General features: G+C 70.1%; 11 protein-coding genes. 5 read left to right on the top strand and 6 right to left on the bottom strand.

Annotation, left to right across the window (positions count from 1 at the left end; translation table 11 throughout):
• Window positions 1-40 precede the first annotated feature (40 nt).
• The 5 genes from AC3EN4_RS15305 to AC3EN4_RS15285 form a co-directional block, all read right to left on the bottom strand.
• Window positions 41-1,003: a sporulation protein gene (locus tag AC3EN4_RS15305; RefSeq protein ID WP_435206495.1), complete on the bottom strand. Its 963-nt coding sequence runs from the start codon at window positions 1,001-1,003 to the stop codon at window positions 41-43.
• 204 nt (window positions 1,004-1,207) lie between these two features.
• On the bottom strand, window positions 1,208-2,362 hold the full coding sequence (locus AC3EN4_RS15300; RefSeq protein WP_435206494.1) for a HEAT repeat domain-containing protein: 1,155 nt from the start codon (window positions 2,360-2,362) through the stop codon (window positions 1,208-1,210).
• Window positions 2,363-2,481: 119 nt separating this feature from the next.
• Complete coding sequence (locus AC3EN4_RS15295; protein WP_435206493.1) at window positions 2,482-2,706, bottom strand: DUF397 domain-containing protein; 225 nt, start codon at window positions 2,704-2,706, stop codon at window positions 2,482-2,484.
• A gap of 55 nt (window positions 2,707-2,761) precedes the next feature.
• Window positions 2,762-3,535: a DeoR/GlpR family DNA-binding transcription regulator gene (locus tag AC3EN4_RS15290; RefSeq protein WP_435206492.1), complete on the bottom strand. Its 774-nt coding sequence runs from the start codon at window positions 3,533-3,535 to the stop codon at window positions 2,762-2,764.
• 37 nt (window positions 3,536-3,572) lie between these two features.
• On the bottom strand, window positions 3,573-5,564 hold the full coding sequence (locus AC3EN4_RS15285) for a beta-galactosidase (protein WP_435206491.1): 1,992 nt from the start codon (window positions 5,562-5,564) through the stop codon (window positions 3,573-3,575).
• A gap of 281 nt (window positions 5,565-5,845) precedes the next feature.
• Between AC3EN4_RS15285 and AC3EN4_RS15280 the strand changes: the two genes are divergently transcribed.
• The 5 genes from AC3EN4_RS15280 to AC3EN4_RS15260 all read left to right on the top strand — a co-directional run bounded on the left by AC3EN4_RS15280 (window position 5,846) and on the right by AC3EN4_RS15260 (window position 11,625).
• Window positions 5,846-7,174 (top strand): ABC transporter substrate-binding protein, encoded by a 1,329-nt coding sequence (locus AC3EN4_RS15280; RefSeq protein WP_435206490.1) that lies wholly within the window; start codon window positions 5,846-5,848, stop codon window positions 7,172-7,174.
• A 21-nt stretch (window positions 7,175-7,195) separates the two neighbouring features.
• Window positions 7,196-8,152 (top strand): carbohydrate ABC transporter permease, encoded by a 957-nt coding sequence (locus AC3EN4_RS15275; RefSeq protein ID WP_435206489.1) that lies wholly within the window; start codon window positions 7,196-7,198, stop codon window positions 8,150-8,152.
• The gene (locus AC3EN4_RS15270; protein ID WP_435206488.1) at window positions 8,149-9,030 is read left to right on the top strand and encodes a carbohydrate ABC transporter permease; all 882 of its coding nucleotides are present in this window, start codon (window positions 8,149-8,151) and stop codon (window positions 9,028-9,030) included. The genes AC3EN4_RS15275 and AC3EN4_RS15270 overlap by 4 nt, the downstream gene beginning before the upstream one ends.
• Window positions 9,027-11,162: an alpha-galactosidase gene (locus AC3EN4_RS15265; protein WP_435206487.1), complete on the top strand. Its 2,136-nt coding sequence runs from the start codon at window positions 9,027-9,029 to the stop codon at window positions 11,160-11,162. The genes AC3EN4_RS15270 and AC3EN4_RS15265 overlap by 4 nt, the downstream gene beginning before the upstream one ends.
• 139 nt (window positions 11,163-11,301) lie before the next feature.
• Entirely contained in the window at window positions 11,302-11,625 is a 324-nt protein-coding gene (locus tag AC3EN4_RS15260; RefSeq protein ID WP_435206486.1) for a DMT family transporter, read from the top strand.
• 79 nt (window positions 11,626-11,704) lie between these two features.
• Here the strand turns inward: AC3EN4_RS15260 and AC3EN4_RS15255 are convergent, their stop codons facing one another.
• The gene (locus AC3EN4_RS15255) at window positions 11,705-13,141 is read right to left on the bottom strand and encodes a cellulase family glycosylhydrolase (RefSeq protein ID WP_435206485.1); all 1,437 of its coding nucleotides are present in this window, start codon (window positions 13,139-13,141) and stop codon (window positions 11,705-11,707) included.
• Window positions 13,142-13,486 lie beyond the last annotated feature (345 nt).

Here is a 13,486-nt window from a genome sequence, read left to right as displayed (position 1 = left end):
GGGAGAGTTCTCCCGGAGGCCACCGTCGTGCGTGGAGGTGTTACTCGTCGCCGCCGAAGTCGCCGAAGTCACCCTCGAAGGCGTCCTCGATCATCTCGCCGGCGATCATGCCGCCCGCGACGCCGAGCGCCGCGCCAGCGACCATGCCGCCCACACCCATGCCGCCCCGGCCGTGACCGTGACCCGGCCCGTAGCCGTGACCGTGGCCGTACTGGGACCGCAGGCTGCCGTAGCGGGACGTGGTCTCGCGCAGCCAACCGTCGAGGATCTGCGCCCAGTCGACCCGGTCGACGTCGGCGTGCGACACCTGGTAGCGGCCGAACGCGTCGTGCCCGGCGCTGAGGAAGCCGCCGCGCTTGTCGCACTCCAGGATCACGTCGACGCCGTACTGGTTGGTCACGAAGGTCAGCTCGACCTCGTTGATCGTGCTCGCGTACTGCGGGGACGCGAAGAACTCGATCTCCTGGTAGAACGGCAGCGTCTGCTGCACGCCGCGGATGTGGCCGCGCTCCAGGTCGGCGGTCTTGAACCGGAAGCCGAGCCGCTGGAACGCCTCCAGGATCCGCTCGTGCACCGGCAACGGGTGCACCGCCACGTGGTCCAGGTCGCCCTTGTCGACCGCGCGGGCCACCGACAACTCGGTCCGCAGGCCCATCGTCATGCCGTGCAGACGCTGGCCGTACACATCGGTGATCGGGGTCTCCCACGGCACCGGAAGCTGGAACGGGATCGACAGCTCCTGCTTCGGCGCGAGCTGGAACGCCCCGCTCACCGCCATCCGGTGGAACTCCATGGTGCCGGCGTACTCCGTGTCGTGGCCCTCGACCTCGACGCGGGTGACCAGGCCGATCACCACCTGCTCGATGGCTGCAGGGTTGTCACCGCCGACGATTCTGACCTCACCGTCCAGGGTCAGGCCGGGCCGGGTGTTGGGGTTGGCCAGCACGGTGTCCACGCTGGGACCACCCACACCGAACGCGCTCAACATCTTCTTGAAGACCATCGGAACTCCTGTGCGACAGCCGACCGCTCCACCATGGAGTCGGACGTTGACTCACCGCGCACCCTATCCAGACCCCCTGTGAGATGGCTGTGAGCGCGCCGACCGCGCTCGATCGACCGCCGCTCGCGCTTGATCGACTCGACATCGCCGAAGTTGGGCTATCAACCCGACGCGGACACCCCGTTGTCGGCGATGTGGAGTTGATCAGCGCTCCGCCGCGGCTCGGGCCGGGCCCAGGTCCGCGATCGCCAGCTCGGCCGCGCGCTCGGGATCGTCGCCGGCCCGCCGGAGCAACCCGTCGACACACCAGTACGCCGAGCGGTCGACGCCGTCGGTGATGTCGAGGTTCAGGTCGAGGTCGCACCGCTCGCCCGCGATGGTGACCGCCCAGTCGGGCCGACGCCGGTGCACGGCGAGCAGCAGCCGCCACGCCAGGTCGTTCCGCCGGTCGCGTCGCAGCGGATCGCACTCGCGCATGGCCTCGGCGACGTGGTCCTCGTCGGGATCGAAGCCGGCCAGCAGCGGCAGCAGTGACGGGTCCGCCAGGTACGCGGCGGCCTTGATGGTGAAGTTGTGGACCTCGTCCTGCGCGAGCAGCTCGCGTACCAGGGGAAGCGCCCGGGCGTCCCGCCGCCGGGCCAACCCCCGGGCGCCCTCCGCGCGTACCTCCGGGTCGACGTCGCGGGTACGGTCCCACAGCGCCCGCCGGACGGCGTTACCGTCCGCGGTGCTCACCCAGCCGAGCCCAAACGTGGCCCACTCCCGCACCCTCGGGTCGGGGTCGGTGCAGAGGTCGATCAGCACCGCCTCACCGGCCTCGGCCGGCGGATCGTCGAGGACCGCCGGCACCGCGACGGCGACCTGGAACCGCACGTCGCTGTCGGGACTGGCCGCGAGGGCGGTCAGGGTCGGCAGGGCGCGCGAATCGCCGGTGGCGCCCAACGCACGCGCGATCGACCAGTGCACCTCGGGATCGGTCTCGGTGCCGGCCAACGAGATCAGGGCCGTCGCCGCCTCCGCGCGCAGGTCGTCCCCGTGCACCTCGCTGGCGAAGCCGAGCAGGTCGCACGCCGCCGCACGCACCACAGGGTCCGGATCGCCGAGCCGCCCGACGGCCAGCCGCACGGCGTGCCCACCCGAGCCGCTCCACCCGGTCCCCGCCCGCCCCGCCTCGTCGATCATGGAGTTGTGGTGGGGGACCAAACGCCTGCCAGTGACCGACCCGGGCACCACAAGTCCATGATCGACGACGGCCTGCCGGAGCAGCTCCAATCCGTCGTCGGTGTCGCCGTGTTCGATGGTGCGCCGTAACTGCTCCACCGCACGGTCGAACAGGTCCGCCACCTCGTGCGCTTCCACGGCCACGAGGGTGCCCGCCGGCCGGTGGATGCCGCCACCGAATACTGATCAACTCGACATCGCCGAAGTGGGGGTATCAACCCGACCGGGGCACCCCCACATCGGCGATGTTGAGTCGATCACGGGTCGGTGCGCGCGAATGTGCCGTCCTTGACCCCGTTGACGAACGCGGTCCAGCCGCCGATGCCGTAGACGAGGGTCGCCGCCGCGCGGTCCTTGCTGTCGCGCACCGCCACCCGCCCGGAGCCATCCAAAACGGGCCCCGCCTCCCTAACGGTCCTGCCGTCACCCACCTTCCGCGATCTTGCACTTTCTGTCGCGGCATAGGGTGCAATCCCACCCATCCCGACAACCGAAACTGCAAGATCGGCGAGGCCAGGCGGGGCGGGGGCGTTCAGGTCACGGGTCGACGACGATCAACTCGCCGACCTGTTCGCCGATCGTGGTGCGCGCCTCGGGGGGCATTCCGATGTCGGTGATGAGGACGTCGGCCGCCTCCATCGGGGCGATGGTGGCGATGCCGATCGTCTCCCACTTGGTGTGGTCGGCGAGCACCACCAGTCGGCGGGCGGCCCCGATGAGGCAGCGGTTGACGCCGGCCTCCAGCAGGTTCGGCGTGGTGAAGCCGGTACGCGGGCTCAGGCCGTGCACGCCCAGGAAGAGCAGGTCGACGTTGAGCGCGCTGATCGCCGCCTCGGCCACCGGGCCGGTCAGCGCGTCCGACGGGGTACGGATGCCACCGGTCAGCACGACGGTCTGGTCGGCGCGCGGGTTCTGGTAGAGCGCGTCGGCCACCGGAATCGAGTTGGTCACCACGGTCAGCCCGTGCACGTCGGACAGCAGGGTGGCCAGGGCGGCGGTGGTCGTACCGGCGGACAACGCGATGGCCATCCCCGGCTCCACCATCGTGGCCGCCCGCTCGGCGATGGCCCGCTTCTCGGCCTGCTGGCGGATCGACTTCGCGGCGAAGCCGGGCTCGTCGGCCGAACCGGGCCCGGCCAGCGTCGCGCCGCCGTGGACCTTGTCGACCAGGCCGCGCTCGGCCAGCACCTCCAGGTCGCGCCGGATCGTCATGTCGGACACGCCGAACCGGCTGACGAGGTGGCTCACCCGTACCCCGCCGCGCTGGCGGATCAGGTCGAGGATGGCGCTCTGCCGCTGCTGGGCCAGCATCTGGGGGACCTCCTTCGCACCGTGGCCGTCGCGCACGTCAAGAGCGATCCTCGCGGACCACGGCCACCTCGCCGGCCGGCACTGTCAGCTCACCCGTACACCGCGTCCCGGTCAACAGCTCGGTGCCGCTCGCGGTGACGCGTACCTCGGTGTCGGTGTGGTTGATCGCGAACAGCCAGCTTCGCTCGCCGTCGCGGCGGCGGACCACCTCCACCCCGGTCGGCGCCGACGCCGCCGGACGGACGCCGGCCTCGTCGAGCAGCCGGGCGACCAACCGGTCGGTTGCCGGCTCGTCGAGCCGGGCGCCGACGTACCAGGCGGCGCCCGCGCCGACCGGCCTCCGGGTCAGCGCCGGCACGCCCGGCAAGGGCCCATCGGTGTACGACGCCAGCACCTCGGCGTCGTCGGCGTGCAGCCACTCGGTCCACACGTCGGCGGTGCTGCCGTCGTCGAGCCCGACCCGCTCGCCCTCCCGCAGGGGGAAGAACTCCTCGGTGCGGACGCCGAGCAGGTCCCGGAACGCGCCGGGGTAGCCGCCGAGGCGGATGTGGTCGTTCTCGTCGACGATGCCGCTGAAGTAGGTGACCGCCGCCGTGCCGCCGGCCTCGACGAATCGGCGCAGCGCCTCGACGTCGGCGTCGCGGACGAGGTAGAGGGTGGGCACCAGGACCAGCCGGTAACCGCTGAGGTCGGCCGACGGGTGGACGACGTCGGCGGTCACGCCGGCCCGCCACAGCGCGCCGTACAGGGCGTTGAGGCGGTCGGCGTACGTGACGTCGGCGCTCGGGTGGGAGTCCAGCTCGACCGCCCACCACGCCTCGTAGTCGAACAGGATCGCCACGTCGGCGTCGACCCGGCTGCCGCGTACCTCGGCGAGGGCCTTCAGGTCCGCGCCGAGCTGGCAGACCTCGCGGAACACCTTGGTGTCCGGGCCGGCGTGCGGCACCAGCGCGGAGTGGAACTTCTCGGCGCCGGCCCGGGAGGCCCGCCACTGGAAGAACAGCACGCCGTCGGCGCCCCGGGCGACGTGGGCCAGGCTGTTGCGACGGAGCTGACCGGGGAGCTTCGCCACGTTGCGCGGCTGCCAGTTGACCGCGCTGGTGGAGTGCTCCATCAGCAGCCACGGTTCGCCACCGGCGACGCCCCGGGTGTGGTCGGCGGCCAGCGCCAGCCCGAGGTGAGCCTGCGGGTCGGCGGCGGTCAGGTAGTGGTCGTTGGACACGAGGTTCACGTCGCCGGCCCAGGAGTGGTAGTCCAGGTGCTTCACGTCGAGGCCGATCATGAAGTTGGTGGTGATCGGCTGACGGACCAGCGTCGTCAGCACCTCGCGTTCGGCGCGGAGCTGGGCGCGCTGCTCGTCGGAGGAGAAGCGCAGGAAGTCGAGCTGCTGCGTGGGGTTGGCGAACGTCGGCGCGGTGCGCGGCGGGTTGATTTCCGCCCAGTCGCCGTAACGTTGGCTCCAGAAGGCGGTCCCCCACGCGTCGTTGAGCCGGTCCAGGTCGCCGTATCGCTCGCGCAGCCACCCGCGGAACGCCTCGGCGCTGACATCGCAGTAGCAGTGCACGTTGTGGCAGCCCAGCTCGTTGGAGATGTGCCACATGACGACGGCGGGATGCTCGGCGTACCGGCCGGCGACCGCGCGCACCAACTCCAGGGACCGCTCGCGGAAGACCGGGGAGCTGGGGCAGTACGCCTGCCGCCCGCCCGGCCAGAGGATCGCGCCGTCGGCCCGGCGGGGCAGCGTCTCCGGGTGTGCCCGGGCCAGCCAGGGTGGTGGACTGGCGGTGGCGGTGGCCAGGTCGACCTGGATGCCTCCGTCGTGCAGGAGGTCGAGCACCCGGTCCAGCCAGTCGAACTCGAACCGACCGGGGTGGGGTTCCAGGAGAGCCCAGGAGAAGATGCCGACGGAGACCAGGTTGACCCCGGCCCGGCGCATCAGCTCGACGTCCTCCGACCAGGTCTGTTCGGGCCACTGCTCAGGGTTGTAGTCGCCGCCGAAGTAGATGCCGTCGCCCTGCCATCGCCGCATGACACGTGAGGGTGCACCCGCCGCCGACCGAAGTCAACAGGTTCCAACATCGACTATCTTTCCAACGTTTACCTCGTAACAGCCGTATCACGACTGGGTTATCAGAGGCGAACAGCCCTCTTGACAGCGGCCTATGGACGGGTAGCTTGAGGCCCCAACTGGCCGATCGTGTTCGCCAATGTGGATTCTCGGTGGATCACGATGCGTATGCGTCAGGCTGGACCGCTCCTCACCACAGTTGACCCTTGGGCGTAGCACCTCTTCATCCGCAGGAGGCACAGATGTCCCGTCCCCGATCGCAAGCCGAATACCTGGCTCGGCTCGTACCGCCCTCCGTCGCCGGCATCAACCGACGGTCGCTGCTGGCCGGCGCGGCCGGCACGGGCGCGCTGCTCAGCACCGGTCTGCTCGCCGGCTGCGGCGACGACTCCGGCTCCGGCGAATCCAGTAAGGACGTCACGCTCGGATCGAACCAGTCCGACCCGAAGCCCAAGGACGTCCTCGCCAAGATCACCGACGCGTTCAAGACCTCGTCCGGCGTGCAGGTCGCGACCAACACGGTCGACCACAACACGTTCCAGGAGAACATCAACAACTACCTGCAGGGCAAGCCGGACGACATCTTCACCTGGTTCGCCGGCTACCGGATGCGCTTCTTCGCCCAGAAGGGCCTGGCCAGCGACATCAGCGACGTGTGGGGCAAGCTCTCCGGCTTCTCCGACGCGTTCAAGAAGGCGTCCACCGGCGACGACGGCAAGCAGTACTTCGTCCCGGCGACGTACTACCCGTGGGCGGTCTTCTACCGCAAGTCGGTCTGGAAGCAGTACGGCTACCAGGTGCCCACCACCCTGGACCAGTTCACCACGCTCGGCGCGCAGATGAAGAAGGACGGGCTCACCCCGATCGCCTTCGCCGACAAGGACGGCTGGCCGGCGATGGGGACGTTCGACATCCTCAACCTGCGGATCAACGGCTACCAGTTCCACATCGACCTGATGGCCGGCAAGGAGGCCTGGACCTCCGACAAGGTCAAGAAGGTCTTCGACACCTGGGCCGGCCTGCTTCCCCTGCACCAGCCGGACAGCCTCGGCCGCACCTGGCAGGAGGCCGCGCAGTCGTTGCAGCAGAAGAAGAGCGGCATGTACCTGCTCGGCCTCTTCGTCGGCCAGCAGTTCAGCAACGACGAGCAGGACGACCTCGACTTCTTCACCTTCCCCGAGATCGACCCCGCCATCGGCGCGAAGGCCCTGGACGCCCCGATCGACGGCTACATGATGGCCCGCAAGCCGAAGAACGAGGACAACGCGCGCAAGCTGCTGGAGTACTTCGGTGGCAAGGCCGCCGCGGACATCAACCTCAAGAACGACCCGGCCGTGCTCGTCGCCAACAGTGGCGCGGACGTCGGCGGCTACACCGCGTTGCAGAAGAAGGCCGCCGAACTGGTCGGCTCGGCCACCGAGATCGCCCAGTTCCTCGACCGGGACACCCGGCCGGACTTCGCCTCGACCGTGATGATCCCGGCGATCCAGCAGTTCATCAAGAACCCGAAGGACATCGACGGGCTGACGTCGTCCATCGAGAACCAGAAGAAGTCGATCTTCACTGACTGACGGCGGAAGGGGGAGGACATCGTGTCCGACCTGCCCCTGATCCAAGCGGATCGCGCCGTGCCGCCGCCGGCGACGACCACCTCCACGGGTGGCCGTCGCCGGCGGCTACGGCTCCTGTCCCCCACCGACCGCGTGGTCATCACGCTGATGGTGCTCGTCCCGCTGCTGATCGTCACCGCGTTCGTCTGGCTGCCCGCGCTGGCGACCGTGGTGCTCTCCGGCACCGACTGGGACGGCATCGGTCCCCTCAACGAGATCGACTTCGTGGGCACGCGCAACTACAGCGACGTGGTGAACATCTACCCGCCGTTCGTGCCGGCGATCCAGCACAACCTGCTCTGGCTGGCCGTGCTGTTCGTGGTCGCCACACCGTTCGGCATGTTCCTGGCCGTCCTGCTCGACAAGGAGCTGCGCGGCAGCCGCTTCTACCAGACGGCGCTGTACCTGCCGGTGGTGCTCTCGTTGGCGCTGATCGGCTTCGTCTGGCAACTGCTCTACTCCCGCGACCAGGGCCTGATCAATGCCGTCTTCGGCAGCAGCGTCGACTGGTACGGCGACTCGAACGTCAACATCTGGGCGGTCATGGTCGCCTCCGGTTGGCGCCACGTCGGCTACATCATGCTGCTCTACCTGGCCGGCCTGAAGGGCGTCGACCCGTCGCTGCGCGAGGCCGCGGCGGTCGACGGCGCGTCGGAGAGCCGCACGTTCTTCCGGGTGGTGTTCCCGGTGCTGCGACCGATCAACATCATCGTGCTGGTGGTGACCGTGATCGAGTCACTGCGCGCGTTCGACCTCGTCTGGGTCGTCAACAAGGGACGCAACGGCCTGGAGCTGATCTCCGCGCTGGTCACCCAGAACGTGGTGGGCGAGGCGAGCCGGATCGGCTTCGGCTCGGCGCTGGCGACGATCATGCTGGTCGTCTCGCTGGTCTTCATCACCATCTACCTGGCGACCGTGATGAGGGAGAACCGGGAATGAGCGTCGACAGCCCGATCCGCCGGCGCAGGTTGACCCCGCTGCGGGCGCTGCTGCACGGCTTCCTCATCGTCGTCTCGCTGGCCTGGCTCTTCCCGATCGGCTGGGCGGTGCTGACGTCGTTCCGCTCGTACGAGTACACCGCCTCCAACGGCTACGTCTCGTTCGGCGGCTGGACCATCGACAACTACGTCACCGCCTGGCGTACGGCCGAATTCGGCAAGCACTTCCTCAACTCCGTCTACATCACGGTGCCGGCGGTGCTGCTGACGCTCTTCCTCGCCTCCTGCGTGGCGTTCGTCATCGCCCGGTTCAGCTGGAAGATCAACCTCGTACTGCTCGGGATCTTCACCGCCGCCAACCTGCTACCGCAGCAGGCGCTGCTCATCCCGCTGTTCCGGCTGTTCACCGAGGTGCCGCTGCCGGAGTTCATGAGCGACTCGGAGCTGCTCTACGACAGCTACTGGGGCCTGATCCTGATCAACGTGGCCTTCCAGTGCGGGTTCTGCGTCTTCGTGCTCAGCAACTACATGAAGGCGCTCCCGCACGACCTGTACGAGGCGGCGATGGTCGACGGGGCCAGCGTCTGGCGGCAGTACTGGCAGATCACCATGCCGCTGTGCCGCCCGGCCCTGGCCGCGCTGGCCACCCTGGAGGTGACCTGGATCTACAACGAGTTCTTCTGGGCCACCGTCCTGATGCGGACCGGCGACAAGTTCCCGGTGACCAGTTCGCTCAACAACCTGCGCGGCGAGTTCTTCACCGACAACAACCTGGTCTCGGCGGGCAGCGTGCTCGTCGCGATCCCCACCCTGGTGATTTTCTTTATGCTCCAGCGGCACTTCGTCCGGGGCCTGACCTTGGGAGCCTCCAAAGGATGACGATCCTGCACCTGCGCCGCGCACGGACCCACCTGGTGCTCGACGCGCGCGGCCCGGGGCTGCCCCGGGTGGCGCACTGGGGTGGCGACATCGGCGACCTGGACGACGACGGCCTGCGTCACCTCGTGGACGCCACCGTTCCACCGGTGGTGCCGAGCAGCTTCGACGAGCCACCCGTGCTGTCGCTGCTGCCCGAGGCGAGCGCCGGTTGGAGCGGCCGACCGGGGCTCGCCGGACACCGCGACGGTCGGGACTGGTCCACCGCGTTCCGGCTCGACGGCCTCGACGTCGACGACCCCACCGACGGCCCGGCGCTCGTCACCGTACGGGCCTCGGACCAGGCCGCCGGGCTTTCTCTGACCATCGAGGTCACCCTCGACCCGTACGGCCTGGTGACCATCCGGCACCGGCTGCGCAACGACGGTGCCGGCGGGTACGAGGTACGGGAGCTGACCCCGGTGCTGCCGGTGCCGGCGGTCGCCACCGAACTGCTCGACCTGACCGGCCGCTGGTGCCGCGAACGCTCGCCGCAGCGGCACCCGTGGCAGCACGGCGCGTGGGTCCGCGAGGGGCGGCACGGCCGCACCGGGCACGACGCGACGCTGCTGCTGGTGGCCGGCACCGCCGGGTTCGGCTTCGGCCACGGTGAGGTCTGGGCGGTGCACACCGCGTGGAGCGGCGACCACGTCACCGTCGCCGAACGCCGGCCCACCGGCGAGTCCACCCTCGGTGGTGGCGAACTGCTGGCCCCCGGCGAGGTCCGGCTCGCGGCCGGCGAGACGTACGAGACTCCGCTGCTCTACGCCGCCTGGTCCGACGAAGGGCTGGACGGGCTCAGCGACGTACTCCATTCGCATGTGCGGGCGCGGCCCGGACACCCGCGCTCGCCGCGCCCGGTGACCCTCAACGTCTGGGAGGCGGTCTACTTCGACCACGACCTGGACCGGCTGCGGGCCCTCGCCGACCGCGCCGCACAGCTCGGCGTGGAGCGGTTCGTGCTCGACGACGGCTGGTTCCGGGGCCGCCGTGACGACACGGCCGGGCTGGGCGACTGGTACGTCGACGAGGGCGTTTACCCGCAGGGCCTGCACCCGCTCATCGACCACGTGACCGGTCAGGGCCTTCAGTTCGGCCTGTGGGTGGAGCCGGAGATGGTCAACCCCGACTCGGACCTGTTCCGCGCGCACGCCGACTGGCTGCTGGCCCTGCCGGGGCGGCTTCCCCCCGCATGGCGCCGCCAGCAGGTGCTCGACCTGGGCCGCCCCGAGGCGTACGACTACCTGCTGGAACGCCTCGACGCGCTGCTCACCGAGCATCCCGGCATCAGCTACCTGAAGTGGGACCACAACCGGGACCTCACCGAGGCGGGGCACCACGGCCGGCCGGGAGTGCACGGGCAGACCCTCGCGGTCTACCGCCTCCTCGACGAACTGCGCCGACGCCACCCCGGCGTGGAGATCGAGAGCTGCTCGTCCGGTGGCGCCCGGGTGGACCTGGCCATCCTGGCCCGCACCGACCGGGTCTGGGCCAGCGACTGCAACGACGCCCTGGAACGGCTCGGCATCCAGCGCTGGACCGGACTGCTGCTGCCACCGGAACTCGTCGGCACGCACATCGGTCCGCAGCGCTCGCACACCACCCACCGCGTACACGACCTGGGTTTCCGGGCGGCCACGGCGCTCTTCGGTCACCACGGCATCGAGTGGGACGTCACCTCGATCAGCGCCGCCGAGCAGGCCGAGCTGACCGCCTGGGTGGCGCTGCACAAGCGGCTGCGCCCGCTGCTGCACGCCGGGCGGGTGGTCCGGGTCGACCACCCGGACCCGGCCGTCTGGGCGCACGGCGTGGTCGCGCAGGACAGCACCCGAGCGGTGTACGCCATTGCCCGGCTGGCCACCTCGGTGGCGCAGACGCCCGGCGCGGTACGGCTGCCCGGCCTCGACCCGGCGCGGCGTTACCGGGTACGGCCGGTCGCGGACGTGCCGCCACCGGCGACGATCGACCTGTCCGCGCCGCCCTGGCTGGCATCCGGTGTGACGCTCAGCGGCGCGGCGCTGGCCCGGGTGGGCGTGCAGCTACCCGCGCTGCACCCGGAGCAGAGCCTGATCCTGGAGGTCGACGAGGTCGGCTAACCGGTCCGCACAGCCCCGTTCGCGTCGCCCGGGTGCGCGCTGCCTTTGGAGCTGCATGACGGATGCTGGGCTCAGCCGCGACGGCCTGACCGGACGGCCGACCAGGACCGTGGGCTAGAGACTGAGGGGCCAGGGGCTTATGGCGTACGTGCTGTTGGGGATCGCGATCCTCGCCGAGGTGGTGGCGACCAGCCTGATCAGGAGCACCGCCGGCTTCACCCGCCTCTGGCCGACGGTGGGCTGCCTGGTCGGCTACGCGCTGGCCTTCCTGCTGCTGGCGCAGGCCGTGAAGGAGATACCGGTCGGTGTCGCGTACGCCCTCTGGTCGGGTCTGGGCACCGCGGCCATCGTGGCGATCGGCGCGGTGTTCCTGGGCGAGTCGGTCGGGCCGGTCAAGCTCACCGGCATCGCGCTGATCATCGCGGGCGTGGTCATCGTGAACCTGACCGGCGAGCAGCACTGACCGCGCGCGGGCTCCCGGAGGACGCAATGGCCGGACCCGCTGCGGGCCCGGCCACCTGGCGTTGGTCGCCGTACGTCACTCAGCCGGCGGTGCAGCTCACCTGCGGTGTCGGGTTGGTGCCGCTCCAGCCGCCGAGGAAGCCGAAACTCGCGCTGGTCCCGGCGGCCAGTCGGCCGTTGTAGTCCACGTTCCGCGCGGTCACCGTGGAACCGCTACTGGTGACCGTCGCGTTCCAGGACTGCGTGACGCTCTGCCCGTTGGCGAGTGTCCACCGGACTGTCCACCCCGTGATCGCCGAGCCGCCGGCTGTCACGCGTACCTCAGCCTGGAAGCCGCCCTGCCACTGGTTGGTGACGGTGTAGCTGGCCGTGCAGCCACCGGCGGGCGGCGGGGTGGTGGGAGGTGGCGTGGTCGGCGGCGGGGTCGTCGGCGGCGGGGTGGTGGGAGGTGGCGTGGTCGGCGGCGGGGTCGTCGGCGGCGGGGTGGTGGGAGGTGGCGTGGTGGGCGGCGGGGTCGTCGGTGGCGGGGTGCCGCCAAAGACGGTGGCCTCACGGGCGGTCTGCCGGATGCCGTTGACGCCGTTGAAGACCCGCTGCCCCCAGGTGGTCAGGCTGGCCGGGTTGAACGCGGTGGCCATGTCGAGATACTCGACGCCACCCCCGTTGCCGCTCCACGACCAGCCGAGCCAGCCGATCCCGTTGGCCTGGCTGTACGCGAGGATCGAGTCCTCGTCCGGGTCGCCGTCGGAGTGGTTGAAGCCGAACTCTCCGACCACGATGGGCAGCCCCGCCGAACGGAACCGACCCAGGTAGTCGCTGATCTCGGCGGCGGTGTCGAAGACGCCGTACATGTGGATGGAGAAGAGCGTGTTGCGGGCCGGATCGGCGGCGAAGACCGACGCGGCGTTGTCGCGCATGAGGAACCCCCAGTCCTGGCCCCAGTTCGGCGCGTCCACCATGATGGTGTGGGTCAGGCCGCCGGCCCGCAGCCGCTTGATCGCGTTGGCGCTGTCGGTGGCCCACGAGCCGTAGTTGTAGTTGCCGTACGGCTCGTTGCCGATGTTGACGATGACGTACCGCTCCTGGCCGACCAGCACGTCCTTCAGGCTGAGCCAGTAGTCGACGGCACGGTCCAGGGTGATCGCACCGCTCTGCTCGCCGTAGCCGGTGGTGTCGTGCACCTCCAGCACACAGATCAGCCGGTTGGCCTTGCAGAGCGAGATGACGTTGGCGACGTCGGCGTTGGTGTTCCGGGTCCAGCGGTCACCGCTGGAGAGCACCACCCGCACGGTGTTCGCGCCGAGCGCCTTGACGTTCGCGAACGAGCTGGTCTGCTGCGGATACCAGGTGTGCGCGTGGTTGACGCCACGCATGACGAATTCGGCGCCGTTGGCGTCGTACAGCTTGCCGCCCGCGACGGAGAAGCCGGCCGCGGCGTGCGCCGGTTGACCGAACGCCAGCACGGCGAGCAGCAGCGCCAGCAGGGCGGCGCCGGCGGCGGAGAGTCGACTCTTCATGGCCTTCCTCAGGGAGGACCCCCGATGCCCGACAGGGGTGGGGTGCGACAGGGGAAGGCGGCTGCAGCCCGACAGCCGCCGCCCGGCTCCCGGCGGCGCGCATCAGCCTAGGGCGATGGATCAGTCCTCGCAACCGGTTCAGTAGCACGCTCGCGGGGGCGGGCAGCCGTGACGGCCCGCGCGGACGCGGGCCGTCACGGGGCGGTCATCCCCACCACAGGATGTACGCCACACCGAGGGTCTTAACCGGTTAAGAAAACCGTAGGCGGGTCCGCAGCATCCGTCAAGCGTCGTGCGACCGAACCGGACGGGAGGGTTGACCATGGCTGACCTGGGTATCCCGGG

Source organism: Micromonospora sp. bgisy143, from assembly GCF_057708145.1.
The sequence above is the reverse complement of the archived record's forward strand: the minus strand, read 5'-3'. Positions and strand labels throughout refer to the sequence as shown.

Excerpts from the sequence above, each read along its gene's own strand:
- AC3EN4_RS15255 (WP_435206485.1), bottom strand. The coding sequence starts at position 13,141 with ATGAAGAGTCGACTCTCCGCCGCCGGCGCCGCCCTGCTGGCGCTGCTG.
- AC3EN4_RS15290 (WP_435206492.1), bottom strand. The coding sequence starts at position 3,535 with ATGCTGGCCCAGCAGCGGCAGAGCGCCATCCTCGACCTGATCCGCCAG.
- AC3EN4_RS15280 (WP_435206490.1), top strand. The coding sequence starts at position 5,846 with ATGTCCCGTCCCCGATCGCAAGCCGAATACCTGGCTCGGCTCGTACCG.
- AC3EN4_RS15285 (WP_435206491.1), bottom strand. The coding sequence starts at position 5,564 with ATGCGGCGATGGCAGGGCGACGGCATCTACTTCGGCGGCGACTACAAC.
- AC3EN4_RS15265 (WP_435206487.1), top strand. The coding sequence starts at position 9,027 with ATGACGATCCTGCACCTGCGCCGCGCACGGACCCACCTGGTGCTCGAC.
- AC3EN4_RS15260 (WP_435206486.1), top strand. The coding sequence starts at position 11,302 with ATGGCGTACGTGCTGTTGGGGATCGCGATCCTCGCCGAGGTGGTGGCG.
- AC3EN4_RS15295 (WP_435206493.1), bottom strand. The coding sequence starts at position 2,706 with ATGGGTGGGATTGCACCCTATGCCGCGACAGAAAGTGCAAGATCGCGG.
- AC3EN4_RS15270 (WP_435206488.1), top strand. The coding sequence starts at position 8,149 with ATGAGCGTCGACAGCCCGATCCGCCGGCGCAGGTTGACCCCGCTGCGG.
- AC3EN4_RS15305 (WP_435206495.1), bottom strand. The coding sequence starts at position 1,003 with ATGGTCTTCAAGAAGATGTTGAGCGCGTTCGGTGTGGGTGGTCCCAGC.